The following is a 26,312-nucleotide window of genomic DNA, read 5'->3' on the forward strand; positions in this document are numbered from 1 at the left end:
GCTTACTCACCTGATCCTTTTCATCATGTGTGCCCCGACGATCCCGATCGCCGGCTCGTCCGGCACCGCCAGGTGGTCGCCCGGCAGCTGCACAATCTCTAAATCATCGACGATAGCGGCCCACCCGCCGTCGGGGTCAATCTCCGCGTACGCCGGCTCCAGCTCGATGGCGCCGTCGTGCATCCGCTCGGAGCGGAACAACAGCACCGGAACCTCGACCGACACCCAACGGGCGAAGTCCAGGTTGCCCAGGATCTGGTTGTCCACGAAGCTGGCGCGCTGGTGCTCCAGGATACCGGCGGACAGGCCGTGGGCGGAAGCGTCGGTGGTGGCCAGGTACTGCTCCAACATGCCCAGCAGCGCCTCTTCCCCGGCGGTCTCCAGCAGCTCGAAGGGCACCTCGAACTCCAGGCCGTAGGTCTTCTTGGCGAAGTCCGCGTAGCGGCGCCAGCGCGCCTTGGTCTCCTCCATCGTCTTCGGCGCCGGGTTCGCCGGCTGGGTGGTGTCCAGCAGCGCGATGTGGTCGACGACGACGTCCGTGTCCTGCAGCTGGTGCGCGACCTCGTAGGCCAGCGCGCCGCCGAAGGACCAGCCGCCGAGGACCACCGGGCGGCCCTCGGAGTAGGCCGCGATGTCGGAGACGTAGGCCGCCGCCCGCTCTGCCAGCGAACCTTCGAGGCGCTCCACCCCGTAGACCGGGACGTCCTCGTCCAGGCGGCGGGTCAGCGGCTCATAGACGACGGTGGTGCCGCCGGCCGGGTGGAATAAGAACACGGCCGGCTTCTCCGAGCCCTCCGGGCGGGGGCGCAGGATGCGGATATTGCCTTCCACCGGGGTCTCCAGTCCCTCGCGGACCAGATCGCCGAGGGGCTCCAAAGTCGTGGCTTCGCGCACCGTCGCGGCGCTGACTTCAATGCCGGAGCGCTCCGTCAGGCGCTCGGCGATGCGCTGGGCTTGCTCGTCGGTCAGCTCCGGCAGCGGGCTGGTCACGCCGGCCACGGCGGAACCGGTGACCGTGGCCCACGTGCCGAAGACCATGCGCTCGGAGGCGTCGCGCGGGGCCACGCCCACGCCCTGGCCCTGCTCCTCCGGGGTGGCCTGCTCGGCGGTCGCCGCACCGACGCCCTCGCCCTGGACCGGGCTCATCGCGGCGTCGACCTCGCCGACCGGCTCGGCGCCACCCTGGGCGACGGCGTCCTCGACCATGGCGACCACGTCCGCGACGGACGCGTCGCGCAGCGCCTGCACCTGCAGCGGCGGGATCTGGAAGTCGTTTTCCACCCGGTTCTTGATGCGCATGCCCATCAAAGAATCCAGGCCCAGGTCGATCAGCGGCAGTTCGCCGGGCAGGTCCTCGACGTCGTAGCCCATCGACTCGGAGACGATCGCCCGCAGGCGCTCCTCCACGGATTCGCCGCTGTCCGGGTCCCACCGCACGGCCTCGACGTCGAGGTCGTCGTCAAAGCCTCCCGGTGCGGGGGCCGCCGGGGCCGGCGCCGCGTCATAGCCCACGGGCTCGACGCCGGCCAGGGCGCTGGCGAAGCCTTCCTCGATCAGGGTGGTCTCGCCGGCGGCGTCGACGGCGTACACCGCCAGATTCAGACCGCCCAGGCCCGACTCCACCATCGTGGTCACCTCACCGGAGGCGGGCAGCGTGCTGTGCCCCTTGGTGGCCACCAGCTGCGCCTCGGCGTTGACCGCGGCGGCCGCGGATTCCAGCAGCGCCAGCGCCGAGGGCGCCTGGTCGGCGTTCGTGCTGAACGCCACCGCGCCACCCGGCAGCGTGACCTTCGTTCCCGGCAGGCCGGCGGCCGACCCCGCACTGGGACGCGCGTTGGTCCAGTAGCTCAATTCCTTGAACTCGGTGACGGGGGCGTCGATGCGCTCGCCGTCGCCGTAGAGCGCGCCGAAGTCCACCGGCATGCCCGCGACATAGAGCTTCGCCAGCAGGTCCCGGATGGAGTCGGCTTCCTCGACCTTGCGCTTGAGCACGTACAACAGCTGCGCGTCGGCCTTGCCGACGGCAAACGCCGTGTTCATCATGCCCATGATCCCCACCGGGTTCGGGGCGATCTCCACGAGCGTGGTGTGCCCGGCGGCCAGCGCCTGCTCGGTGGCGTCCTGGAACCACACCGGCTGGCGCGTCATGCGCAGGAAGTACTGGTCGTCGTGGATGACCGAGCCGGCGGGGTAGACCTCGCCGCGGTCCACGGAGGAAAAGACCGGGATCGTGGTCGGCTGCGCAGCGATGCCGGCGATCTCACCGGCGAGGTCCGCCATGATCGGATCCAGCGCAGAGGTGTGCCCAGAGCCTTTGACCTGCAGCTTGCGGGCGAACTTGCCCTCTTCCTCCAGCTGGGCGACCAGCGTATCGACGGCCGAGGCCGGCCCGCCCACCGTGGTCATGCCCGGCCCGGCGTACACGGCCGGCTCCACGCCGTTAAGCGCCTCGTCGGCGTCGACGAGTTCGGTGAGCTGCTCGCGGGTGAGCTCGACGACGGCCATGGCGCCTTCCTGCTCGGTGCCGGCGATCATCTCCTCGCCCTCGCCCATGAGACGGGCGCGGTGGCAGGCGATGAGCATGCCGTCCTTCGCGGAGATCCCGCCCGCGGCATACGCCGCGGCGATCTCGCCCATGGACATACCCGCCACCGCCGCCGGCTTCGCCCCGAAACTGGCCAGCAGGTCGGTGACCGCTATCTGGATGGCGGTGACCGTGACCTGCGCGGTCTCCGTGTCATAGGTCTGCTCGTCGTCGCGGATGATCTCCAGCATCGACCAGCCGGACTCGAAGTCGACGTACCCGTCGAGCTCCTCCATCCGGGCGGTGAACAGCGGGCTCATCTCGAGCAGCTTCTTGGCCATCTTGCGGTGCTGGGAACCGAAGCCCGAGTACACGAACACCGGGCCCGTGGGCGACGGGGAATCCGCCGCGACCGACCCGATCGACGTCTTGCCCTCGGCGACCTGACGCAGCCGCTTGACCGCGTCCGCGACGTTGTCCGCCGTGACGACGGCGCGGCTGCGGCCGTGGTTGCGCCCCGCCAGGGAACGCGACACCGGCACGAGGTCGACGTCGTCACGGCCCTCCAGGAAATCGGCCAGGTTGGCGGCCGCCTTCGCCCGGCGCGACGGCAGCAGCCCGGAGACCGGCAGCGCCACGGCATTGGGATTGTCCGGGTCGATCAGCTGCGACGGGGTGGACTGCGGGGCGGGCTCGCCGTCGTCGAGGTAGTCTTCGGCGACGAATTCGCTGACCACGACATGCGCGTTGGTGCCGCCGAAACCGAAGCCGGAGACGCCCGCGATCTTGCGGCCGGAGTATTCGGGCCATTCGCGGGGGTCTTCGACGAGCTCGAGTTTTTCGGCGTCGAAGTCGATGTAGCGGTTGGGTTCGGTGTAGTTGATCGACGGCGGCAGGGTGTCGTTCTGGATGGACTGCACGACCTTGACCAGGCCGGCGACCCCGGCGGCGGATTCGGCGTGGCCCAGGTTGGTCTTCACGGAACCCAGCAGCGTCGGGTGCTTGGCTTCGCGGCCAGTGCCCAGGACCTCGCCGAGGGCGGTGGCCTCGATGGGGTCGCCGAGGATGGTGCCGGTGCCGTGGGCCTCGACGTAGTCCACGTCGGCCGGGTCTATGCCCGCGTCCGCGTAAGCGCGTTCCAGCACGTCGGCCTGGGCTTCCGGGTTGGGGGCGGTCAGGCCGTTGGAGTGGCCGTCGGAGTTGACCGCGGAACCCTTGATCACGGCGAGGACGTCGTCGCCGTCGGCCAGGGCGTCCGCGACGCGCTTGAGCACGAGCACGCCGACGCCTTCGGCGCGGACGAAGCCGTCCGCGTCGTCGGAGAAGGCGTGGATGCCTCCGGAGGGGCTGATCACGCCGAGTTCGCCGAACGCCGTAGAGACGAACGGGCTGGCCAGGATGTTCACGCCGCCGGCCAGGGCCACGTCGGCGTCGCCGGCGCGCAGGGCACGCACGGCGTCGTGGGTGGCGACCAACGAGGACGAACAGGCGGTGTCGACGTTGACGGAAGGCCCACGGAAGTCGAAGGCGTAGGACACGCGGTTGGGGATGATCGAGCTGGCGGTGCCGGTCAGCGCGTAGGGGTGGGCCTCCGCCGGGTCGGCGGTGATGAGCATGCCGTAGTCGTTGCTGGACGAGCCCATGAACACGCCGACGGCAGCCCCGCGCAGCTGGCTGGGCGGCAGGTGGGCGTCTTCTAAGGCGTGCCAGACCTCCTCCAACAGCAGCCGTTGCTGCGGGTCCATGTTGGCGGCCTCCACCGGGGACAGGCCGAAGAATTCGTTGTCGAAGACGTCGATGCCGTCCAGGTAGCCGCCGGCGGTGCTGACGGCGTCGATCTTGGCGGTGGTGACCGGGTCGGCGGCGTACTCCGCCCACCGACCTTCCGGGCGCTCGCCGGTGGCGGAACGGCCTTCGATGAGCAGGCGCCAGTATTCGTCGAGGTTCTTCGCGCCGGGGAAGCGGGCGGACATGCCGACTACGGCGATGTCGTGGGTGCCGGGGGCGCCGGCCGTCGGCGCGGCGGGGCGGGAGGTACGGCGGGTGGCGGTCTCGGCCGGGGGCCCGTCGACCAGTCGCTTCGCCAGCTGGGCGATCGTCGGATACTCGTAGGCGATCGTCGCGTCGAGCTGTGTGTCCAGCAGGTTTTCCAGCTCTCCGGACAGCACCACGGCGTCACGGGAGGACAGACCGAAGCGTTCCATCGGGGTGGCGTCGGTGATCTCGTCCACGCTCAGTTCCGTGGTGCGCGCGACCCAGTTCTTCAGCCACTCCCGGAGTTGGGACTCGGTCATCGAGGTTGAGCTCATCCGAAGGATCTTCCTTACTAACTAAAAGAGGGACGTTGCCGGGCTGTTGCCGTTGATTATGACAATTGTCGTCGTAAACGCCACTAAGGTCTATGGCTGTCTATCGTCACATTGTTCCACGATGTTTCTTTCCCCAGCTCATTAGGCTGCGATACCGCAGAAAGTCTGTTCCGCCGGGGTGAGGCGGGCATCTCGCGGCGCCGAAAACGCGAAATCCTCCCGCCGGCCGGGGCGGGAGGATCATCGGCTGGGGAGTTTAGGCGTTCTCCGCCAGGTAGTTGCGCTGGTTCACGCGTCGGGCGATCTTGCCCGAGGAGGAACGGGCGATCTCGTTCGGCGCCAGCACCCGGATCTCGTCCGGGGTGACCCCGTGGATGGAGCTGACGGCGGCGCGCACGGCCTCCACGGCCTCGGCGTCGCCGGTGGTCTCGGCGTCGTCGGCGCGCTCCAGCAGGACGACGAGCTTTTCGACGTCGTCGCCCGGCACGGCGAAGGCCGCGACGGAGTCGGCGCGCACGTGCTCGCTCGCCTCCTGGACGGTGGCCTCGATGTCCTGCGGGTAGTGGTTGCGGCCGGCGATGATCACCAGGTCCTTCAGTCGGCCGGTGATGTAGAGCTGGCCGTCCACGATGACGCCCAGATCGCCCGTCGCCAACCACCCAGTATCCGGGGCGTCGGCCACGCGGGAGCCCTCCGCCAGGCGCTCGCCGAGCGTCTGGCCGAAGGTCTCGGCGGTCTCCTCCGGGCGGTCCAGGTAGCCGGCGGCGGTGTTGCCGCCGTTGGTCCAGATCTCGCCGACCAGGCCGTCGACGATCTCGTCCTTGGTCTCCGGGTCGACGATGGTCATCGCCTGCGGGCGCACGACCTGCCCGTTGGAGGCGAAGGACACGGCCTTCTCCGAGCCCTTCTCCACCTCCACGGCCTCGCCGTCGGCGAGCTTGTCGCGGTCGAAGTAGTTGATCAGCGGGCGCTCCTGCGTCTGCGGGGTGGACACCAGCAGGGAGGCCTCCGCCAGGCCGTAGGACGGGCGCAGGGCCGTCGGCTCCAGGCCGAAGGGGGTGAAGGCCTCGACGAAGTTGTTGACGGCGGACTCGCTGACCGGCTCAGAACCGATGATGATGCCGTCGATGTTGTCGAAACGGGCGTCGGAGCCCTCCTCCGGCGTGCCGTAGCGCACGGCCATCTCCAGGGCGAAGTTCGGGACGACGGCGTAGGTGTGGATGTCGTCCTCACTACGGCGGGAGATTTGCTTGACCCAGCGGGACGGCTGCTGCACGAAGTCGCGCGGGTTCATCATCTCCATCGGCAGGCCGAGCAGGATGACGAAGACCGCCAGGATGATGCCCATGTCGTGGTGCAGGGGCAGCCAGGTCACCAGGCGCAGCGGCATCTTCAGCTGAACCGCGGTGAAGATCTGCAACACGTTGGTCAGGATCGACCGGTTGGTCAGCACCACGCCGGCCGGGGTGCGGGTCGAACCGGAGGTGTACTGCAGGAAAGCGGTCTGGTCGATCGGCATCGTGGTCGCCGAGGCCATCAGCTGCTGGCCCTGCAGGGTGGTCGACGGGTTGACGTAGCTCTCCGCCAACGAATCCGGCAGCGAATCCACCGCCAGGATGCGGGGGCGCTCCCGCGACGGGGTGTCCGCGAAGTGCTCGCGCACGGCCCCGGCGGCGTGCTTGTTGGTCAGCACGACGGTCGGCGTGGAGTCCGCCAGCACCGCCTTGAGGTGCTCGCCGTGGCCCGGCTCGTTCGGGTCGTACAGCGGCACCGGCACCATGCCCGCGTAGAGGGCGCCGATGAAGGCGAAGAGGTACTCCGGGGAGTTGCCGGCGAGGATGGCCACGCGGTCGCCGATCTTGGCCACCTGCTGCAGCCGGGCCGCCACCGACTTGATGCGGGTGTTGATCTCGGTGCGGTTGTAATCGACCGCGACGCCCGCACGAGACTCGGAATAGTCCCAGAAGCGCAGGCAATGGCGTTCACCGCCGCCGGTCTGCAGGTCGCCCTGGTACATCAGCTCCGACAGGCCCGCCAGAGTCAGCTGCGGGGCCAGCTGAATTTCGCCCTTCTCGTTGAAGAACTGGGCGATTGCCTTCTCAAGATCCATGTGCGTCTCCGTCTGTCCTGATGATGCGGTGAACTCGAACGTTCACCCGGGTCTGCGCCGTCCGTGTCTCCGGCGGGCGCAGTGAGGAATTTTCACGGCCAACCTAACAGGTTCGCCTTCTGTATCAGTTAGTCTGGCAAACATTTCGCAATGTTACACATTCAGGGGTCGCTGCCGGGGCGTTTTCCCTCCTCACCGGTCATTGATTGATCAGCCCGTGCGACCAGTCGACGATCCACTCCGGCGTCGTCGTGCCCGGAATGACGTTCGGGTTGGAAGCGTACTGGGCGTGCACGCCGTCCGCGGCCGCCAAATCCAACGCGCGGCCGAGCGCATTGGAAATGTCCTGCGGGGCGTCGCAGATCGAGTCGTTGGGCGCGCAGAATTGCATGGTGCGGTCGGCGAGTTCACCGAAACCATGCGGCCGGGTCCCGCGCATCGTGGCGCCCGGCACCACCACCTGGACCAGGTTGCTGACCGTCTCCAACGCGATTTCCGCGCCGATGCCCGACAGCGGGTTGCCGGGATTGACCCCCACGCCGTTTTCCCGGCGGCCGTCCGCGACCAGGGCGACACCCCTGATCTTGTCGGCCGGCACGGGCCCGAGCCCGGCGCCGATCTGATCGGCGACGTCGCCGACGATGACCGCGCCCTGCGAGAACCCGGCCAGAATGAAGTCCGTCCCCGGGCACTCCTCGTTCATGTAGCCTAATTCCCCGTTGAGGCGGGACGTGCCCTCCGAACGGGACTCGTCGTAGGACATCTCGTGCTCGGCGTTGATGTTCTTGAACTGCGCCGTGTACGGCAACGTCCACACCTTCACGTCGTCGGGCTCATACGTATCCCGCAGCGGCTGCGTGATCGACAGCATGAACGAGTAGGGGTTCGCCTGCGGGTTCATGGGATCGTCGTCCGGGGCGGACTCCCAGGTGCCCGGGGCCGAAATGAACTCGACCCGGGGGCACCACGCCGGCTGCTCCGGTTCCGCGGGCGGCTCGTCATCCGGGGACGCCTCGTCGGTGAGCCCGGGAACGTCCGGCAGCGCACCGTCCTCGGTCGTCTGCAGCCAGGTCATGGCGCCGCCGACGATGAGCACGAGCACAGCGAGGACGGCGAGGATCGTGAGCACTTTTCTTCGCATTGTTCCTTAACGCAGTTCTTCAGGCCTGGGGCATGCCCACGCGCACCGCTGCCCGGCCATCAGGGGCAGTAGGTGGCGCGCGCCGACTCCTCGATGAGCTCGGTGAGCTGGCCGTGGTCCAGCTCGGTGCGGCCCTGCTCGATGAGCTGGCCCGCGACGGCGCTCGCCGTGACGTTCGTGCCCCCTTCAGAGGCGCACACGGTGGTCGCCGTACCCAGCAGGGAGGGCTCCACGCCCGCGACGTCGACGTCGGCGTCAGTGAGCGTGGCCAGATACTCCTCGTCCTCTGGGGACGTGGGCACCTCTGTCTCGGGGATCTCGGAGATCTCCCGGGCGCCCTGGTCCTCCGGGGGCGGCGGCGCGGCGACACCCGCACCGCCTTGCCCGTCAGGACGTTCCTGGGTGGTGGTTTCCTCGGCGTCCTCCGACTCCGTGGGGTCGGCGGCGCCGGTGGTCTCGGTGCCGGAACGTTCCAGCGGGGCCACCGTCGTCTCAGACTCGACGTCGTCGCTGGTCACCGTGCTTCCGCCGCAGCCGACGAGCAACGCCGCCGACGCGCCGAAGGCGGCGGCGACCAGGCCGATCCGGGAAAAGTGGCTTTTCATGGTCATAGAATGCCTCACCTAGCTCAGGTTTACCTCGACGTCACCATTGGTCTCGCTGTCAGTTTCTCCTTCGCCCCCTTCGGTGCGGATCTGGCCGTTGACCTGACTGATCGTGCCGTTCTGGAAGTCGATGGTCTGGCCGCCGGCCGAAATGTCGGTCTGGTCCGTCGTCGGCCAGCCGTACGGCCCCTGCTCCCAGTCCTCCTCGCCCCAGGCGTCGAAGATGGCGCCGTAGTAGATCACGTGCGCGCCCGTCTGAGGCGACCAGTAGATGTTGCCGTTCTCGAACTCCTGGAACGCGCCACCACTGACGGCGATTTCCTCAGAGGTCGGGAAGCCCAGCGCAGAGTCCGCGGTGCCCGTCTCGCCGTACTTGTCGGCGATGGCGCCGTGGACGATGTGGTGGGTGTCGCCGTTCGGGTTACGCGTCAGGTAACCGCCCTGGAACTCCTGGACCAGGCCGTCGTTGATCGCGGTGGCCTCGCCGACCGGGTAGCCCAGGTCGCCAGTCTCCCAGCCGTTGGTTTCCCAGTGGTCGACCATGTCCTCCGGGATGGCGTGGGCGCCGGTGCCCGGGGTCCAGTAGATGGAGCCGTTTTCGAAGTGGACGTAACGGCCGACGCCGTCCGGGGTGGTTTGCTCACCGGTGGTCGGGAAGCCGAGCCAGCTGGCCGGGCCGCCCAGTTCGGCGTACTTCGCGTCGATCAGACCGAAGAGGGCGTGGGCGCCGGTGTCCTCCGAGAAGTACGCCGTGCCGGAGCGGAAGTCCTGGGCTTCACCGTCCGCCACCGGGTAAGCGTCGTTGACGCAGGATCCGATGTCGGTCTGTTGGGTGGCTTCGGCGATCGGGCCGACGACGTCGCAGTCCGCTCCCCGGTCCTCCTCCGGGATGGCCAGGGCATCGGCGATGTACGGCCACGCCTCATTCAGCTCGAACTGCCAGTAGTCCCACGAGTGGATACCGGAGGGACGGAACTTGGTGATGACCGGGACTCCGGCTTCCTGGGCGTAGTCGACGAAGGTCTGCGACGTCAGGCGCGAGAGCACCTCGAGGCCGATGCCGGCGGCGTTTGGGTTCGGGTTCGGGTCCTGGCCTGATCCGGAAGAGACGTACACGGTCTTGCCCTCGAGCGCCCCGACGCCCAGCTTCGGGTCGTTGTCGATCCACCGCTGCGAACCGAGCGGGCCCCACATCTTGGTGGCGTCGAAGCGTCCGGCGTCCATCTGCGCCGCCGCAATCGCCTGAGGCATGCCCACGGACGTGGTGTCCAGGTAGCCGGAGAAGGATCCGACGAAGTCGAAGAGCTGCGGGTTACGCTGCGCCAGGTTCATCGCGGCGGTGCCGCCCATGGACAGGCCCACCACGGCGCGGTTCTGGTTGGAGCGGAACTCGTTGTCCAGGATCGGGACGAGCTCGTCGCGCAGGAAGCTCTCCCACTTATAGTGCACGCCGTTGTCCGGCTCATTCCAGTCGGAGTAGAAGGAGGACTGGCCGCCGATCGGGAGGATGACGTTGACGTTCTTGTCGGCGTACTGCTGGATGATGTTGGTCTCGATGGTCCAGCCGCTCTCGTCCTCGCGCGCACGCAGGCCGTCCAGCGCCCACACTTCGGGGAAGGTGCGCTCCGGGTTGGCGTGCCAGTCGCGGGCCAGCAGCATCTCCACCTGCATCAGGCCATCGGAATCCGCGTGGGAACCTTCCGGCATGACGGCGGACTGGATCCACAGCTCGACGTGGCGGGGGCTCTTCCACACCACGCGGTCCACCTCGACGCCCGCCGGGAGGCCGTCGACCTCCGGGTACGTGGTGTCGATCTCAGAGCGCGCCGGGGGGTTGCCCGGGGCGATGCCATCGGTCAGGGAGCTTTGGGCGCCAGCGACGGGCAGGGCGCCAAAGCCGAGCACCAGGGCGGTCGGGGCGGCGACGGCCGCTAGGGTGCGGCGCTTGAGCCTGCCGAAGGGGGAAGAAGATGCGGTGTCGCGCATGTAAACAGTCCTCTTACGTTGTCAGGGAGTAGCACGGTGGACGGGCAGCCGAAATAAGCCCCGTGGGTCCTCGCGGCCTCCCCCGACCCCGAGAGTTCCCCTCTCCCGGGATGGCGGATGCGACGGCTCGCCACCGGATGAATTGTTATGCAGTTGGGGTGTCTGCCGCCAGGGACTGCGCCGTGCTCGGAGGTGTCGCCCCGAAGACGTGCCGTCCTGGCAGATCCACACCAAGTTTAAGTACAACTTGAGACTTTAGCTGGAGACACTCGGCGGGGCCAGAGAAAAAGTTGGGAAAACTGGGACTGCCCCCATCCGGGCCCATCCCGCGCGCCACAGACCGTACGCGCAGGGCTGTGCCCGCGGAAACGAGAAGGCGCCCGTTTCCTGATGAGGAAACGGGCGCCGAATCGGGGTGAGATCAGTTACCAGCGGTGAGCGTTCATGACGTCGAGGACCAGCGGCCTGGTCTTCTCCATCTGATGGCCGAACTGGTTCCAGTTGTGCATGCCCGTCGCCGGGTAATCTTCCCGGATGCCGATGCCGGTCGTATTCGCCTTGGCGGCCCAAATCTTGGTGCTCACATTCGCCAGGGACTCCAGCGCCGCGCCGGAGAGCTGGTGGTTCCACGCGATATTGGCGTCGGCCGGGGATGGGATACCCGAAGCCGCGGAGACGTAGACGTCGGAGCCACGCAGCCCGTCCATGTTCAGGAACGGGTCGTTCTCGAAACGGCGGGGGCTGACCAGGGAGCCGTACATGGCGTTGAGGTTGAAGCCGCCGGCGTCCAGCAATGCCACGCGCAGGGCCGTCTGGGCGCCCGGGAGCGTGGTGGTCGGGTACCCGGAGAACGACAGCACCTGACGGAACTGGTCCGGGTGCTTGGCGGCCAGATTCAGCGCGGCGGTGCCGCCCATCGACAGACCCGAGATGGCGTTGTTGTTGCGGGCCACGCCGAAGTGGCGCTCCAGGTAAGCGGGCAGTTCCTGGGTGAGGAAGGTCTCCCACTGGTAGTTGACCGGGTTCTCCAGGTCATAGGTGGCCGGGCCGTCCCAGTCCGCGTAGAAGGAGCCCTTGCCGCCGACCGGCATCACCAAGGTGATGTTGTCGCCCTGAAAGGTCTGGGCGGCGTTCGTGTCCACGAGCCAGGCGTTGGAGTGCTCTGTGGCGCGCAGGCCGTCGAGCATGTAGTACGCGGCGTTTCCGCCCTGGGTGGCGGCGACGATCTGCACCGGGATATCACGTCCGTTGGCTTCTGACCAGACGTTGCAACGCTGGACCCACCACCCATGAGCGTCCCATACACATCCCGCGCTCTCGCGCAGTACGCCACGGGATGCGTGCGCGGTGCCGGTTCCGGCGGCGACCAAAGACGTGCCGAGCAGCATGGCCACGACGAAGGCCAGGACCGCGCGGCGGATACGATGGAGTCCAGCGAGTGCGGACATGCTTTCTCCTCGTTGTGGGTTGTGAGGTCATCTACGGTTTTATCGTCGGCGCAAGCACCGGCGTTAACACGGGATGGTAAAAATCGTTACTTTACCGTGATCTGCTTTTGAAGCATAGACCACGAAGCTACTCCGTCTTAATTGTCGCGGGCCATGCGATCTCCACATCGGGGGGCTGGACTACCGCGTTCACGTCCGCCGCGGGGCGGCCGGCGTCTGTGTCCCGGACGTAATCCTCAATCGCAGTGACCGTGCTTTCCTCAAGGTGATCACGGGGATCCAAGGAGAATTCCAGGGTTCGCCCAGTGGTCAATGCGAAGCCGATGTTATCGAAGAAGCGCCCCGCCGTCAGGGGGGCCCGATAAGATTCAAAAAGCTCCACGAATTCAGGGGTATGGAGCGCAGCACGCGCCAACAACGCCTCTTCCCGGTCGTACCAGGCGGGCACCTCGTCCAGATCCGCGTCGGTGTCCGCGATCTGCCACTCATAGGGCAACCACTTGTCGTGGCCGACCCGCCCGTCCGGATCGCGGGGCTGGCGGGCTCCCACCGGGCTGGAGAGCCCCACGGTGTCCAGCACGCGCATGTCCAGCGGCGCATGCATCCCCGTCATCCCTAAGTTGATCAGATACATCGTCGGGGGCAGCGCGCGCAGGTTCGTGTCCTGCTCCTGACGTGGCTGCGTGAACCAGGAGTAGGTCTCCGGGTCGCTGCTCACGATGATCGGCACCATCATCGCGCCGTTGCGCGACATGATCTCGTCGACGGAGTCGTCGAAGTCGCCGAGGACCTTCGCCTGCAGGAAGTCGTCCGCCGTCCGCGGCGGATCGCCGGGCTCCCGGCGGGTGGCGTTCGTCCAAAACTCCCGCTCGTCGACGACGCCCAGCTCCCCTTCCTCATACTCCTGCCAATCCACCTCATGGCCGCGGTCGACGGTGGCCACGGTCCACCACAGCAGCACGAAGAAACCCAACCCCAGCGCCGCCACCGGCGCCCACCGGGCCAGACCGGAATCCCGGCGGGAAAGATCCACGACGGGCACCACCATGAGCGGCAGCAGCAGCGCGAACAACGGCAGCAGGAGCATGCGTCCGTGCATGAAGTCGCCGCCGACCCGGATCACGTACAAAATGTGCAGCCCGGCGGCCGCGAGAATGAGCGCGATGACGCCGGTCCGGGAACGCACGCGCATCCGACCGGCCCGCGCCTCCCCCGCGGAGGAGGTGACGGCAGAATCGGCGGGGCGGGCGGAGACCCGCCAGAGCAGCGCCGCCGCCATGCCCACCAGCACCGCCAGGGCCAAGAACAGCGTGTACGGGTCAGTGAGGTCCCGGACGTATCCCCAGCCTTCGCCCCACATGGAGTCGCTCGCCGATTTCGCCACGGCGGTGTGCGGGGTCAGCAGCCCGTAGTAGCCCATCCGGAAAATCTGGTACCCCAGCGGGACGGGCAGGGCGACGGCGAGAATCCCCGCCGCGGTCTTCCAGGAGCGGGCCGCGACCAGCAGCAGGATACCCACCAGTCCGCCGTACAGGGCCAATTCGGGACGCACGAGCCAGGACAGCCCGCACCAGAACGCGAGCAGGTACACCGCCCAATCCACCCCCGGGGCGCGGTGGCGACCCGCCGGCCGGGCGCCCTCGGCCCAGCGGACGAGCAGCGCCCACAGCACCGCCAGGTACAGCAGGGACAGGCCCCACTCCAGACCGGAGGTGGCGAAGTCGCGGGCCGGGGGCAGCGCCAGATACACCAGCCCGCCGGCGGGGACGAAGATCAGCAGACCGCCCCGCGCACCCCAGAGGCGGGCGGTGGCCAGCGCGGCGATGAGCAGAGCCGCCGTGGTGCAGAGCAGGGCCGCCCACATCGCGATGGTTTCCAGGCGGGCGTCCGTCAGCAGGCCGCCTAAGTAAATGACGTACTGCCAGAGCGTGGAGGTGTTGGTTTCGACGCGTTCACCGGCGTTGAACACCGGCCCGTTGCCGGCCAGCAGGTTCCGTACCGTACGCAGCACGATCAGTCCGTCGTCGCTGATCCACCGACGTTGCCAACCGCCGACGAAGGCGAAGACCGCCAGGACTGACGCGGAAAGGACCGCCGTCACCACGGTCAGCCGTGGGGCGGCGGTCCTGCGAGACGTGAGCGCAGTGGCCATGTGTTCCAGATTAGGTCGCCAGCGCCGGAACGACGTACACCGCCACCACGATGGTCAGCACCCAGACGACGGCCAGGATCTGCAGCACCCGGTCAGAGAGCGCGATCTCGTCGGGTGCGCCGCCGTCGCCGCGGTCGATGGTGGCGGCAAAGCGCAGGATCGCGATGATGAACGGCACCATGGAAATCTGGTACCAGATCGCGGCGGCGCCGCCGACGCTGTTGGACAGCTCAAACGCCCACAGGCAGTAGAAGATGACCACGCCGCCGCCGGCGATCGTCCAGACGAAACGCAGGTAGGTGTCGGTGTAGCCTTCGAGCGACTTACGGATGTTCGCGCCGGTGTTCTTGGCCAGCAGGTATTCCGCGTAGCGCTTTCCGGAGGCCATGAACAGCGAGCCGAAGGCCGCGACCAGCAGGAACCATTGCGACAACACGATGCCCGCGGCCACGCCGCCGGCCATGGCGCGCAGCATGAAGCCGGAGGAGACCAGGGCGATGTCGATCACCGGGATGTGCTTCCAGCCGAAGCAGTAGCCCAGCTGCAGTCCGATGTAGACCGCCACGACGATCGCCAGTCCGACGCCGGAGGAGGCCAGCAGCGACAGGCCGACGGCCAGGACGATCAGGGCCACCGACATGGCGTAGGCCAGGCCGATGGGCAGCATGCCGGAGGCGATCGGGCGGAAGCGCTTGGTCGGGTGCTCCCGGTCGGCGTCGACGTCGCGGGCGTCGTTGACCAGGTAGATCGACGAGGCCGCCAGGCAGAAGACGACGAAGGCGAGCAGGACGTCCAGGGCGGTGCGCGCCGTGAACGCCTCTGCGCCGGCGGCCAGGGGGGCCGCCACGACCAGGACGTTTTTGACCCATTGCTTCGGACGCAGGGACTTGACCATCGCGTCCGGCAGGTTCTTCGGGGGCTGTCGTTTGCGAGTGTTGTCGATGCCCTCGGTGTGCGGTTCCGAGTGCAGGATGCCCGGCGTGTGTTCGGACGGGTAGGGCTGCTGGCTCACCTGGTTCGCCTCTCAATCTCGTGGACTGCTCCCGCGGTGGCGGCGCCGATCGCCGCACCGACGATGGTGTCGGTCGGGTAGTGGACTCCAAGCACCGTGCGGGACACCATCATCACCGGGACGCCGACCAAGGGCCACGGGGACCCGGTCAGCCGCGCCAGCGACACCAGTGCGGCGGTGCTCGACGTCGAGTGCGAGGACGGGAACGACAGGGTCGACGGGGTGCCGACCCCGACCGTGATGCGCGGGTCCACCGGCCGACGGCGGCGGACGATGCGTTTGATCACGACGGAAGCCGCGTGGGAGGTGAAGGCGGAGACGCCCATCGCGACCCACTGGCGGCGACGACGCTTGTCGACGGCCGCGCCCGCCGCAGCCGTGCCCATCCAGCCGAGCGCGTGCTCGCCGAAGTACGACAGGCCGCGGGCGACCTGCTGCACCCGGGGGATCTCCAGGGCCACGCCCTGGATCCGGATCAAAGCGTCGACTTCGGCCTCGTTGAGCTTATGCAACGGGTCACTGGGCATCGAAGACCTTCTTCCACTCCTCCCGGCTGGTCAGCCGGTCCTGCGCGGCGCGGTAGGTGGCGCGTAGCTCGTCGAAGTCGCGCTCGATCTCCTTGTGCAGCGCGGTCGTCTCGTCCCACAGCCGCTTGGCCAGGTCGCGGTCGCGCTTGCGGAAGGTCACTCCTGTGCCGCCGGCGGTGGTCACCGTGGCGGAGTCGACGCGCGCCAGCGTGAACCAGCGGGCTTCGCCGGCGGTGAGGTTCAGCTGCGGGACCTCGTGGTGGCGCCCGTCTTCCTTGCTCAGCAGGTGCTTCGCGGATTTCAGCAGCCAGGGGATCTTCTTGATTTTGCCCAGGCGGCCGCCGATGTCCGCGGTGGGCACGCCCGGGGCGCCGGAGGCGGCGGGCAGCTCGGCCGCGGATTCGATGACGCGGGCGTCGGAGTACTGCTGGCGGATCTTCTGGATCCGGGGCAGGGAGGTCTCCAGCACGTCGAAGAGCTGCTCGGGACCGGCGAGGAAGTCGCGCATGGCCTCGAGCTGGATCGCCAGGGTCGAGTATTCCATGCACATGATGTGCTTGAGCGTCGTCTTGCGCAGTGAGGCGATGATGCCGTCGACGTCGCCGTCGTGGTTGAGGGCGGCGACGATCAGGCGGTTGCGCAGGTGGAAATAGGCCTGCCAGTCGATGGCGTCGTCCTTGTCGGCCCAGGCCATGTGCCAGATGGCGGCGCCCGGCCAGGTCACCGTGGGGAATCCGGCCTTGCCGGCGCGCAGCGAGTACTCGGTGTCGTCCCACTTGATGAACAGCGGCAGCGGCTGACCCATCTGTTCCGCGACGACGCGGGGGAACAGGCACATCCACCAGCCGTTGTAGTCCACGTCGATGCGGCGGTGCAGCGCGCGGGAGTCGTAGACGTCCGGGCGCTTCTCGTCCTCCGGGCGACGCTTGTGGCCGAGGGGGTACTTGGCGAAGTCGTGGTCGTAGACCGAGTGCGGGGCGGCGCCCCACATGAAGTCGTGGCCGTGGACCTGTTCGCCCATGGTGCGCAGCTGGGAGCGTTCCTGCAGGTTGAGCATTTGGCCGCCGACGATGATCGGACTCGCGGCGTAGCGGGCGGCCTGTACGGCGCGCAGGATCGAGTCCGGTTCGATGGCGATGTCGTCGTCCATGTACAGGATGTACGGGCTATTGGTCTCGGCGTCGGCGATGGCCTCGTACATGATGCGCGAGTAGCCGCCGGAGCCGCCGAGGTTGCCCTGGCGGAATTCCCGGAAGCGGTCGCCGAAGTGGGCGACGGCCTCGTCGTAGCCGGGGTGGTCGGCGGGGTGCTGGTTGCCTTGATCCGGCATGAGGACGGCGTCGATGAGTTCGTCGACGACCGGGTCGATCGCCAGTTCCGTGAGCGCGTTGACGGCGTCGGCCGGGCGGTTGAAGGTGGGGATGCCCACGGTCACCCGCTTGTCGAAGGGGCCGACCGTGGAGCCGTCGGGCATCGTCTGCGCCGCCGGGGCGTGCGGGGCGCACCAGGCGGCCTCCGAGATGGTGGTCTCGGTTTCACAGGTGACGTCGAACCACAGCCAGCCGCCGTCCTCGAAGTTCTTCAGCTCCAGTGCAAACGTCGCCGTCTCGTCGGTGATCAGGCGCGACTCGACGGCCACGCGGGTGCCGTCGGACTTGGAGCGGTACACGGAGACGTTGGCGCTGCCGGCGACCGTCAGGGTGAGCAGGACGGTGTCCAGCTGCGACCAGCGGCGCCAGTAGGAGGCGGGGAAAGCGTTGAAGTACGTCTGGAAGGACACCTCGGCGCCGGCGGGGACGGTGAGGGAGGAGCGGTCGCCCCAGTGGGCGCGGTCCTTGTTGTGGTCGGCCTCGATCAGATAGAGCATGCGCACGTCGTGCGGCTCACCGATGCGAGGAAGGAGAATGCGCGAAAGCACCTCGGGAGCGGTGGTGGTGTCGGTCACGGTGGGAGCTACTTCCTTTCGGCCCTGGTGGACACTTCTGTCGACCCAGCGTAATGGGTGGCGGCGACAATCGAGAGCCGTACACGCCTGCGGCGCGCGCAACCCGGGCGAGATTCACGGCACTGCGGGGCTGGCTGGGACCTGCGACACACCAAACGCCGCCGTTCCCGGCACTCGAGGTGCGGGAAACGGCGGCGTGCGTCGATCCGGTACTGACCCGGCCCTGCCGGTTAAGCGGCCAGGGCGGCGCCGGAGGCGACCGGGACGTCCAGGTTCAGCAGCAGGGCCTGGACGCGGGCGCCGAGGTCGTCGGCGAGCTCGCGGGTCTGCTCCAGGGTCATGCCGTCGGTGCGCTGGAAGTCCCAGACGAAGGCGCGCAGGGCGTTGATGTCGTGAGTTTCGTTCGGCGTCAGGTAGACGACGGCGGCGACGGACTCGAGCGTGCGCTCGCCGCCGCGGTAGATCGCGGTGTCGCGCATGTCCACGCCGCGTTCGGCGGCCACGGACTCCATCTGGGAGTCGTGGACGTTTTCCGGGTGGGTGGCCGCAGACGCGGTCAGGACGGCGTCGCCGCCGAGACGGGACGCGATCGCGGCGGCGGCGTCGGCCAGCGCGCGGTTGCCACGGGAGACGAAGACGATGCGCTTGCGGGCGTCCGAGGCGACGCCCTCGTCGGCGCAGAGTGCCTCGATCTTTTCGACGGCTTCACGCTCGACGAAGATGGGGAGGAACTGCTCGACGGCGGCGGTGCGCTTGTGGGCCGCGTAGGTTTCGTCGACGATCAGGTCGATGGTCTCCGCGTCGACGGCATGGCCGTAACGGTTGTGCAGGTCGTGACGGATGGTCTTGAAAATGGTGGCGTTCATGTCGCCCTCCTTGAAAAGTGTGGAGACCCTCGTTGAGTCTCGGATGGACTTGCTAGTTCTTCGGTTGTGGTGCGCAGGCATTCCGACGACGTGATAAGGGACGTCGAGGGTGCGCGCTTAGCGGCCGTGAGCCCCGGAAGCGGGGCCAGGGTCCGGCGCCATAGTGATGACTTTGATGGGATCTGCCCTCCTTATCTGCAAGTCGGGAACGTGATGACGGATCCAACTTTTGAAGTTAACCGTCAGGCCGTTCTTTGTTCACCTAGTGTTAACCTACCCGGGTAGGCAGATCCTGTCAACCGGAAGGGGTTGCACCCCTGCCACCGTTGAACTGGCGATATACCCGCGAGGGTCCTCACGTAGGGGGGGACCGGTGGAACTGCCGGCCACCCGGAGTTAACTTAGGGTTAACCTTTGCTGCCAAGCATGACCCTACACTTATGGCTTTGCGGCGGGCGGGAATCCGGAAAAAATTTCCCGCTCCCCCGCCCCCACCCCCGCAAGGCGCCCGGCAGGGACATCCAGCCCCGGCGACGTTGTTCGTCGCTGCGATGGCTCACCCCACCGCGGCGTGTGCGCCGGCGCGAACGCCCAGCTTCGCCAGCCGGCTGACCGGCGGGGCGGACGGATCATGCCAGCGATGCTCACAGCCAGCTCCCCTGTCAGTGCGCGGGGCGGGAGCCCCCGAACAGGAAGGGCAATCAACCCCAGCCTTGCGCCGTTTACCTACCGTTAACCTATCCGGGATTAAAGGACTGGTCAAATTAAATGGCGGGGAAAGACCTGTTCGCTACCCGATAATGCCAGGTCGAGCCACGGGATCCAGTCACCGAAACCGTCGGCACACCCCGGCCACAGTTAGCAGTGCGCCACTTCGGGTGCACCTTGCCGGCGACCAAAGAATCGCCAGAGCAACCAGACCCCCGCCGCCACCGCGGCCCCGAGGACGTAGCCCGCCACCACGTCCGTGAACCAGTGGACGCCCAGATAAAGCCGTGTCATCCCCGTGGCCGCCGCGAGCGCCCACAGCCCCGCCACCAGCCACGGGCGTCGCCCGGCCAGCAGCAAAGTCACCGCCATGGCGAAAGCCGCCGCCCCCATGGCGTGCCCGGACGGCATGGCGGGGTTGTACTCGTAGATCAGCTGCAGCTCCAGGCCCGGACGCTCCCGGCCGATCACCGCTTTCAGCGCGTGACTGAGCAGGTTCGCCGACAACACCGCGACGGGCAGGTACAGCCACCGGGGTCGAGACCGGAACACGGCGACGCCCGCCACGGCCAGCGCATACAGCAGCACCACGGACGGGCGGGTCAGTTCGGTCAGCGCCCGCACCGGGGGCGTGAGCCACTGGGCGCGGACGCCGAGGAAAAGATCCAGGATGAAAGCGTCGATGACGCCTCAGTTTAGGCGACGCCCGCCAGCACCCCGAGCCGGTCCAGCAGTTCGCGGACCCGCCGCTCGATGTTGTCGGCGATCTCCCGGACTTTCATCTCCGATCGCCCGGCCGGGTCCGCCACCGGCCAGTACTCGTATCGGTCGCCGGGCAGATCCGGCGTCTCCTCCACCCCGAGCAGGACGATGACGTCGCTGCGGTGGACGGTGCGCGCGATGATCTCCTTGTTGTACAGCCCTGCTTCGCTGATGCCCCGCTCGCGGAGCACCTTGAGCACGGATTCGGAGGGGTCGTCGTTGCCCTCGATCCCGACGGCGCGGACGAAGACCCGATCGCCCGCCAGGTGGTGTGCGTAAGCCGCGGCGAACTGGGAGCGCCCGGCGTTGCGCCCGGAGACGAACAGCACTTCCGGCCGGGGTTTGAGCCCGCCGACCACGCTCGTGACGGCCAGCTCCTCGAGCTTGTCAATGGTGGCGCGGCCCACGGTGACGGGCAAAAACGTCGTGACGGAGGCGGTGGCCTCTGCTTCGGCGGCGGTCTCGTCCAGGACCCGGTCGATGACGGCCGGGTCCAGCTGATCGTCGTAAGCGCGGTGAAGGTCTTCGCGGACAATGCGGTAACGGTTACGGTCAATCATGACGGGGGCTCCTTTTCCGATCCGGGGCGAGTCAGCCTGGCTTTCCCGCCCGTTAACCTGAAGTTAACTTTACTCCCCACACCGGCCGCCCCGCAAAGGTTTCCTCGCCGAAAAGGCACCGAAAAAGCCCCTCGCCGCACTGCGGGGAGGGGCCGGCGTCGGCGCGGCTAGTGCCCGCGCTCCTGCTCCAACGGAGCGCCTTCCACAAAGTGCGGCGTCAGGTGGTTGTCCACCATCATCAACGCCGACGCGATCGCCATGTGCATGTCCAGGTACTGGTACGTGCCCAGGCGGCCGCCGAACAGTACCTTGTTCTGCCGGGATTCCTCCGCCGCGCGCTGACGGTAGGACTTGAGCATGTCCCGGTCCTCGGGCGTGTTGATCGGGTAGTACGGCTCGTCACCCTCCTGGTCCGCGAAGCGCGAGTACTCCTTCATGATCACGGTCTTGTCCTTCGGATACACGTCCTCGCGCTCCGGGTGGAAGTGGCGGAACTCGTGGATGCGGGTGTAGTCGACGTCCGCGTCGTTGTAGTTCATCACCGGCGTGCCCTGGAAATCACCGGTGTCCACCACCTCGGTGTCGAAGTCCAGGGTGCGCCAGCCCAGCGTGCCGTCGGCGTAGTCGAAGTAGCGGTCGAGCGGGCCGGTGTAGACGACCGGGGCGTCCGGCGAGGCCGCCCGCAGCTCGTCGCGGACGTCGAACCAGTCGGTGTTCAGGCGCACCTCGATGTTCGGATGCTCCGCCATGCGCCCCAGCCAGGCGGTGTAGCCGTCGACGGGCAGACCTTCGTAGGTGTCGTTGAAGTAGCGGTTGTTGAAGTTGTAGCGCACCGGCAGGCGCGTGATGTTGGCGGCGGGCAGGTTTTTGGGGTCGGTCTGCCACTGCTTGGCGGTGTAGTGCTTGATGAAGGCCTCGTAGAGGGGCTCGCCGATCAGCGAGATCGCCTTCTCCTCCAGGTTCTTCGCCTCCTTCGGGTCGCGGCCGCCCTTCTGCGACTCGATGAGTTCGCGCGCCTCGTCGGGCGAGTAGTAGCGGCCGAAGAACTGGTTGATCAGGCCCAGGCCCATCGGGAACTGGTAGGCGTTGCCGTCGTGCATGGCGAAGACGCGGTGCTGATAGTCGGTGAAGTCGGTGAATTCATTCACGTAGTCCCACACCCGCTTGTTGGAGGTGTGGAAGAGGTGGGCGCCGTACTTGTGGACCTCGATGCCGGTTTCCGGCTCGGCCTCGGAGTAGGCGTTGCCGCCGAGGTGCTCGCGGCGCTCGACGATGAGCACCTTTTTATCCAGCTGGCTGGCCAAGCGTTCCGCGACCGTGAGTCCAAAGAGACCGGAGCCGACGACGAAGAGATCGTAAGTCATGTCCCCAGCTTATCGACGCTACGGCCACTCCCGCTCGTCGACACGGCCACCCGATGCCTCACAGCAAACTCACAACTATACCACAAGCAACACCAGAAACACATACAACTTTGACTACTTGCTTCCCAAGAATCACGAATCTCGGATAGACTGCCTATCGTTTGGACTACCAGCGCTCACCACTCGGGGCGTTGATCAATATTTATTTTTAGGGAGTTTCCACAGTGCAGCAACGACGCCGCCTTAATGCGAGCGCTCACACCGCGCCAGCATGGCTGATGCCTGCGTTGGCGACACTCCTCGTCGTCGCCCTCGTCATCGCCGCCGTCTTCGGCGGCAACACCGTCCTTCAGACCCAGTCCGACGGGTCGGACCCGATCACCGCGGACGAAACCGCCGTCTCGCTCTCCAGCGGCGACAACGTCGTCGTCGACGACGCCGCCATCGCCACCCAAGGCACCGGCGAGGACGCCCGCACCGTCAAAGAGTTCGCCTCTGACGAACCCTTCTCCATGTTCGCGTTGACCTGGTACGGCGAGGCGGACATCGCCGCCTTCGTCCGCGCCGAGCGCGAGGACGGCTCCTGGAGCGAGTGGTACCAGACCGATCCGCTCAACATCGTCAGCGAGGACGGCAAGACCGGCACGGAGCTGATCTACGTCGAGCCCACCACGCGCGTGCAGGTCAACGTCAGCGGCGTCGACCTCGAACTCCCGGGCGACGCCGGAACCGCAGAGGCCCCGGCCCAGGAGGCGCCTGCTGAGCAGGCGCCGGTTCAGGAAGCTCCGGTTGAGCAGGCTCCCGCCGAGCAGTCTCCGGCGCCGGCCCAGGCTCCCGCTCCGGCCGCCGGGGCGGGCGCGCCCGTGCCCCCGAGCTACGACGACATCAAGCCCGTCGCCGACGTCACCGAGGTCGCCCAGGCCGGTTCCCGCTTGAGCGCCTCGGACATCGAGGCCGTGTTCATCGACGGCAAGATCGCCGACGACGGCATCACCCAGGTCGTCGACGGTTCCAACACCAACGGCATGCCGGAGGTCATCTCCCGTGCCGGTTGGCGCGCAAACGAGTCCATCCGCTGTGGCTCGCCGAGCTACTCCGACCCGGTCAGCGCCGTGACGGTGCACCACACCGCCGGCTCCAACAACTACTCGGAGAACCAGTCGCCCGGCATCGTGCGCGGCATCTACCAGTACCACGCGAGCAACCTCGGCTGGTGCGACGTCGGTTACGGCGCGCTCGTCGACAAGTACGGCAACATCTACGAAGGCCGCGCCGGCGGACTGGACAAGGCCGTCCAGGGCGCGCATGTCGGCGGCTTCAACCAGAACACCTGGGGCGTGTCCCTGATGGGCAACTACCAAAACGCCCAGCCGACGCAGGCCGCCCTCGAGGCCATCGGCGAGCTCGCCGGCTGGAAGGCCGCGGTCCACGGCTTCGACCCGAAGGGCACCGACGAGCACTACGCCGAGTTCTCCTTCTCCGGGTCCCGCTACGCGCAGGGCCAGGGCGACACTTTCCCGAACATCAACGCCCACCGGGACTTCCACTACAACGAGTGCCCGGGCCAGTACCTCTACGCCGAGCTGGACACCATCCGCGACATCGCGTCGCAGCGCTACAACGCCATCGGCGGCGGCCTGGCCGGCTCCGACACGAACTCGTCGACGAGCTCGACGAGCCCGACCACGTCCTCGACAGTCAACAAGGCCGCCGACACCAACGACGCCGCCCAGGAACCGGCCACCGGCAGCGACGACGGCTCCTCGCAGGCCGCCGGCCCCGCCTTCGGCACCATCACCCACCTCGTCGAGTCGCTGACCTCCGGCGACGAGGAAGCACTCGCCACGGCGGGCGCCTCCGTCGTCCTGCTCGTGCTCACCGCACTCCTCGACGGCGGCGCCCTCGAGGGCCAAGCCTCCGAGAACGTCGCCGCCGGCTTCACCCGCGGCGCCGGGGTCACCGACCTGCCGAATCTCGGCGGGGAGCAGCTGTCGATCGCCGGCGGCTCCGACGTCGAGCGCAAGTGGAACGAGGTCTATCAGCTCTACGGCGGTGTGCTCGGCCAGCCCAACGGCGGAGTCACCGGCGCCGCCGACACCGGCCTGGAGGTCGCACTCTTCGACCGTGGCCTGATCATCGACTCCGACGCCGTCGGCGCCCGCGCCCTGTGGGGCGGCATCGCCGACGCCTGGGCCGCCCAGGGCCTCGACGCCGGCCCGCTCGGCCTGCCGCTGAACGAGGAGTACGCCACCGGCGAGGGCGATCAGGTCCGCGTCGACTTCGAGGGCGGCTCCATCACCTACGACCCGGCGACCCAGACCACCGACGTCCAGACCGCTTAGTCGGCCAGACCGTAGGACTTCTCGACGGCGGTGTTCCAGCCGTCGACAAGCTTCCTGCGGTCCTTGTCTCCCATGGTCGGCGACCAGGACCTCTCGACGCCGACGAGCCCCGCGATCTCCTCCAGACTGGAGAAGATCCCCTCCCCCAGCCCCGCCGCATACGCCGCGCCCAGCGCGGTCGTCTCAATGTTGGCGGGGCGTTGCACGTCCATCCCCAGCACGTCCGCCTGCAGCTGCATGAGCAGGTCGTTGGCCACCATGCCGCCGTCGACGCGCAGCCGCTCCGGCGCCACCCCGGAATCGGCGGACATCGCCTCGGTGACTTCCAACGTCTGCAGGCACGTGGCCTCCAGCGCCGCCCGGGCGAGGTGGCGCCGGTCGACATACCGGGTCAGCCCGACGATGACGCCGCGGGCGTCGGCACGCCAGCGTGGCGCGAACAACCCCGAAAACGCCGGCACGATGTACACCCCAGCGCTGTCGTCGACCTGCGCGGCCAGCGTCTCGGACTCGGCGGCGTCGCGCACGATGCCCAGCTGATCGCGCAGCCACTGAATCAACGAGCCGCCGACGGCCACGGAACCCTCCAGCGCGTACACCGGCGCCTGCCCCGCCACCTGCCACGCCACCGTGGTCAACAGCCCATGCCGCGAGATATGCGGAGTGGGCCCGGTGTTAAGCAGCATGAACAGCCCCGTGCCGTAGGTGTTTTTGGCGTCGCCCTCCGCAAAACAGGCCTGGCCGAACAGCGCCGCCTGCTGATCTCCGAGCACGCCCGTGATCGGCACTCCGGGCAGGATGCCGCGGCTGCGCGCCCGGCCGAACTCCCCGATCGACGGCCGGATCTCCGGCAACATCGCCGGCGGCACCCCGACCTCCTCGCACAGCTGCGGATCCCACTGCAGGGTGCGCAGATCCATCAGCAACGTGCGCGAGGCGTTGGTGACGTCCGTGACGTGCAGGGCCGGGCGCCCCGCATCGCCCGCCGCTCCGCCCGTGAGGTTCCACAACAGCCACGTGTCCATCGTCCCCGCCAACAGCTCGCCGGCTTCCGCGCGCTGCCGGGCACCGTCCACGTGATCTAAAATCCACGCGATCTTCGGGCCCGCCGGGTAGGAGTTCGCCAGCAGGCCCGTGCGCTCCAGCCAGCGTCTCGGATCGTCCCCGGCGACGTCCGCTGTGCGGGTGTCCTGCCAGACGATGGCGTTGTGAATGGGCCGGCCCGTGCGTTTGTCCCACACCACGGCCGTCTCCCGCTGGTTGGTCAGCCCGATCGCACCGACGTCCTGGGGTGCGGCGTCGATCTCCACCATCGCGGCGGAGACCGCACGCCGCACGTTGTCCCAGATCTCCAGGGCGTCGTGCTCCACCCAGCCTTGGCGGGGGAAGATCTGCTCGTGTTCGAATTGGGCGGAACCCAGCACCTGCCCGGCGGCATCGAGGATGAGACAACGGCTGGAGGTGGTCCCCTGATCGATCGTGGCGATCAACGGGGTGTGATGAACGGCGACCATATCGCTCATTGTGCCCGATCGCGGCGGGGCCCACGTCTTCCATGGGGTCGGTTACCGGCAGTTACAGATACACCACGCTAATGGACACGACCGGCAGGAGTGTGGGGTGGCGTTTCGGTCCTTGCAGGAAAGCATCGATACGTCTTCCTCCGGTGGAAAGCTGGTCTTCCACATCTTCGCCTCATTGGCGGAGTTCGAACGTGACCTCGTCCGGGAACGGACCAGCGCCGGGCTGAAGGCCGCCCGAGCGAGGGGCCGGGTCGGAGGTCGGCCACCGATGCTCAGCGGGGACAAGCTGCGCACTGCCCGGAAGCTGTTGAGCAAAAAGACATGACCGTCGTCCAAATCGGCGAAGTCTTCGGAGTTAGCCAAGCGACGGTCTACCGGGCATTGTGCAAAGAGACTGGAACACTACCCGCACGGCAGAAGAAACCCAC

General features: G+C 67.7%; 17 protein-coding genes. 2 read left to right on the forward strand and 15 right to left on the reverse strand.

What is annotated here, in order from left to right; genetic code table 11:
• Positions 1-6: 6 nt before the first annotated feature.
• The 14 genes from pks13 to glf all read right to left on the reverse strand — a co-directional run bounded on the left by pks13 (position 7) and on the right by glf (position 22,019).
• Complete coding sequence (pks13, locus tag B841_RS12150; RefSeq protein WP_041631904.1) at positions 7-4,833, reverse strand: polyketide synthase Pks13; 4,827 nt, start codon at positions 4,831-4,833, stop codon at positions 7-9.
• A 256-nt stretch (positions 4,834-5,089) separates the two neighbouring features.
• Positions 5,090-6,943, reverse strand: a complete 1,854-nt coding sequence (locus tag B841_RS12155) for a FadD32-like long-chain-fatty-acid--AMP ligase (protein WP_020935795.1) — start codon at positions 6,941-6,943, stop codon at positions 5,090-5,092.
• Between the two features lie 199 nt (positions 6,944-7,142).
• Positions 7,143-8,084 carry a cutinase family protein gene (locus tag B841_RS12160; protein WP_041631905.1) on the reverse strand — a complete coding sequence of 314 codons (942 nt, stop codon included), beginning with the start codon at positions 8,082-8,084 and terminating at the stop codon, positions 7,143-7,145.
• Between the two features lie 59 nt (positions 8,085-8,143).
• On the reverse strand, positions 8,144-8,695 hold the full coding sequence (locus tag B841_RS12165) for a DUF732 domain-containing protein (protein WP_020935797.1): 552 nt from the start codon (positions 8,693-8,695) through the stop codon (positions 8,144-8,146).
• Between the two features lie 12 nt (positions 8,696-8,707).
• Positions 8,708-10,675: an alpha/beta hydrolase-fold protein gene (locus B841_RS12170; RefSeq protein ID WP_020935798.1), complete on the reverse strand. Its 1,968-nt coding sequence runs from the start codon at positions 10,673-10,675 to the stop codon at positions 8,708-8,710.
• A gap of 425 nt (positions 10,676-11,100) precedes the next feature.
• A complete protein-coding gene (locus tag B841_RS12175; protein WP_020935799.1) occupies positions 11,101-12,123 on the reverse strand; it encodes an alpha/beta hydrolase in 1,023 nt (340 codons plus the stop codon).
• 127 nt (positions 12,124-12,250) lie between these two features.
• Positions 12,251-14,275 carry a flagellar motor control protein ZomB gene (gene zomB / locus B841_RS12180; RefSeq protein WP_211215535.1) on the reverse strand — a complete coding sequence of 675 codons (2,025 nt, stop codon included), beginning with the start codon at positions 14,273-14,275 and terminating at the stop codon, positions 12,251-12,253.
• 10 nt (positions 14,276-14,285) lie between these two features.
• Entirely contained in the window at positions 14,286-15,287 is a 1,002-nt protein-coding gene (locus tag B841_RS12185) for a decaprenyl-phosphate phosphoribosyltransferase (protein ID WP_020935801.1), read from the reverse strand.
• Positions 15,284-15,814, reverse strand: coding sequence for a phosphatase PAP2 family protein (locus tag B841_RS12190; RefSeq protein ID WP_020935802.1), 531 nt, complete (start codon positions 15,812-15,814; stop codon positions 15,284-15,286). The genes B841_RS12185 and B841_RS12190 overlap by 4 nt, the downstream gene beginning before the upstream one ends.
• Entirely contained in the window at positions 15,804-17,759 is a 1,956-nt protein-coding gene (locus tag B841_RS12195) for a glycosyltransferase (protein WP_020935803.1), read from the reverse strand. Before B841_RS12195 ends, B841_RS12190 begins: the two co-directional genes overlap by 11 nt.
• Before the next feature lie 230 nt (positions 17,760-17,989).
• On the reverse strand, positions 17,990-18,625 hold the full coding sequence (locus B841_RS12200) for a three-helix bundle dimerization domain-containing protein (RefSeq protein WP_020935804.1): 636 nt from the start codon (positions 18,623-18,625) through the stop codon (positions 17,990-17,992).
• Positions 18,626-19,483: 858 nt separating this feature from the next.
• Positions 19,484-19,957, reverse strand: a complete 474-nt coding sequence (locus B841_RS12205) for a phosphatase PAP2 family protein (RefSeq protein WP_020935805.1) — start codon at positions 19,955-19,957, stop codon at positions 19,484-19,486.
• Positions 19,958-20,028: 71 nt separating this feature from the next.
• The gene (locus B841_RS12210) at positions 20,029-20,655 is read right to left on the reverse strand and encodes an arsenate-mycothiol transferase ArsC (protein WP_020935806.1); all 627 of its coding nucleotides are present in this window, start codon (positions 20,653-20,655) and stop codon (positions 20,029-20,031) included.
• 167 nt (positions 20,656-20,822) lie between these two features.
• A complete protein-coding gene (gene glf, locus B841_RS12215) occupies positions 20,823-22,019 on the reverse strand; it encodes a UDP-galactopyranose mutase (RefSeq protein ID WP_020935807.1) in 1,197 nt (398 codons plus the stop codon).
• A 287-nt stretch (positions 22,020-22,306) separates the two neighbouring features.
• On the opposite strand from glf, the gene B841_RS12220 reads away from it, so the two are divergent.
• A complete protein-coding gene (locus tag B841_RS12220; protein ID WP_245561048.1) occupies positions 22,307-24,361 on the forward strand; it encodes an N-acetylmuramoyl-L-alanine amidase in 2,055 nt (684 codons plus the stop codon).
• Here the strand turns inward: B841_RS12220 and glpK are convergent.
• Positions 24,358-25,875, reverse strand: a complete 1,518-nt coding sequence (glpK, locus tag B841_RS12225) for a glycerol kinase GlpK (RefSeq protein WP_020935809.1) — start codon at positions 25,873-25,875, stop codon at positions 24,358-24,360. The genes B841_RS12220 and glpK overlap by 4 nt on opposite strands.
• Before the next feature lie 106 nt (positions 25,876-25,981).
• On the opposite strand from glpK, the gene B841_RS12230 reads away from it, so the two are divergent.
• The gene (locus B841_RS12230) at positions 25,982-26,209 is read left to right on the forward strand and encodes a recombinase family protein (RefSeq protein WP_020935810.1); all 228 of its coding nucleotides are present in this window, start codon (positions 25,982-25,984) and stop codon (positions 26,207-26,209) included.
• Positions 26,210-26,312: the final 103 nt, after the last annotated feature.

Source organism: Corynebacterium maris DSM 45190 (assembly GCF_000442645.1).
Lineage (GTDB): Bacteria > Actinomycetota > Actinomycetes > Mycobacteriales > Mycobacteriaceae > Corynebacterium > Corynebacterium maris.

What these genes read in the sequence shown, in the direction of transcription:
- zomB (WP_211215535.1), bottom strand. Translation starts at nt 14,275, where the DNA reads ATGGCCACTGCGCTCACGTCTCGCAGGACCGCCGCCCCACGGCTGACC.
- glpK (WP_020935809.1), bottom strand. Translation starts at nt 25,875, where the DNA reads ATGGTCGCCGTTCATCACACCCCGTTGATCGCCACGATCGATCAGGGG.
- B841_RS12165 (WP_020935797.1), bottom strand. Translation starts at nt 8,695, where the DNA reads ATGACCATGAAAAGCCACTTTTCCCGGATCGGCCTGGTCGCCGCCGCC.
- pks13 (WP_041631904.1), bottom strand. Translation starts at nt 4,833, where the DNA reads ATGAGCTCAACCTCGATGACCGAGTCCCAACTCCGGGAGTGGCTGAAG.
- B841_RS12190 (WP_020935802.1), bottom strand. Translation starts at nt 15,814, where the DNA reads ATGCCCAGTGACCCGTTGCATAAGCTCAACGAGGCCGAAGTCGACGCT.
- B841_RS12210 (WP_020935806.1), bottom strand. Translation starts at nt 20,655, where the DNA reads ATGATTGACCGTAACCGTTACCGCATTGTCCGCGAAGACCTTCACCGC.
- B841_RS12200 (WP_020935804.1), bottom strand. Translation starts at nt 18,625, where the DNA reads ATGAACGCCACCATTTTCAAGACCATCCGTCACGACCTGCACAACCGT.
- B841_RS12170 (WP_020935798.1), bottom strand. Translation starts at nt 10,675, where the DNA reads ATGCGCGACACCGCATCTTCTTCCCCCTTCGGCAGGCTCAAGCGCCGC.
- B841_RS12175 (WP_020935799.1), bottom strand. Translation starts at nt 12,123, where the DNA reads ATGTCCGCACTCGCTGGACTCCATCGTATCCGCCGCGCGGTCCTGGCC.
- B841_RS12155 (WP_020935795.1), bottom strand. Translation starts at nt 6,943, where the DNA reads ATGGATCTTGAGAAGGCAATCGCCCAGTTCTTCAACGAGAAGGGCGAA.
- glf (WP_020935807.1), bottom strand. Translation starts at nt 22,019, where the DNA reads ATGACTTACGATCTCTTCGTCGTCGGCTCCGGTCTCTTTGGACTCACG.
- B841_RS12160 (WP_041631905.1), bottom strand. Translation starts at nt 8,084, where the DNA reads ATGCGAAGAAAAGTGCTCACGATCCTCGCCGTCCTCGCTGTGCTCGTG.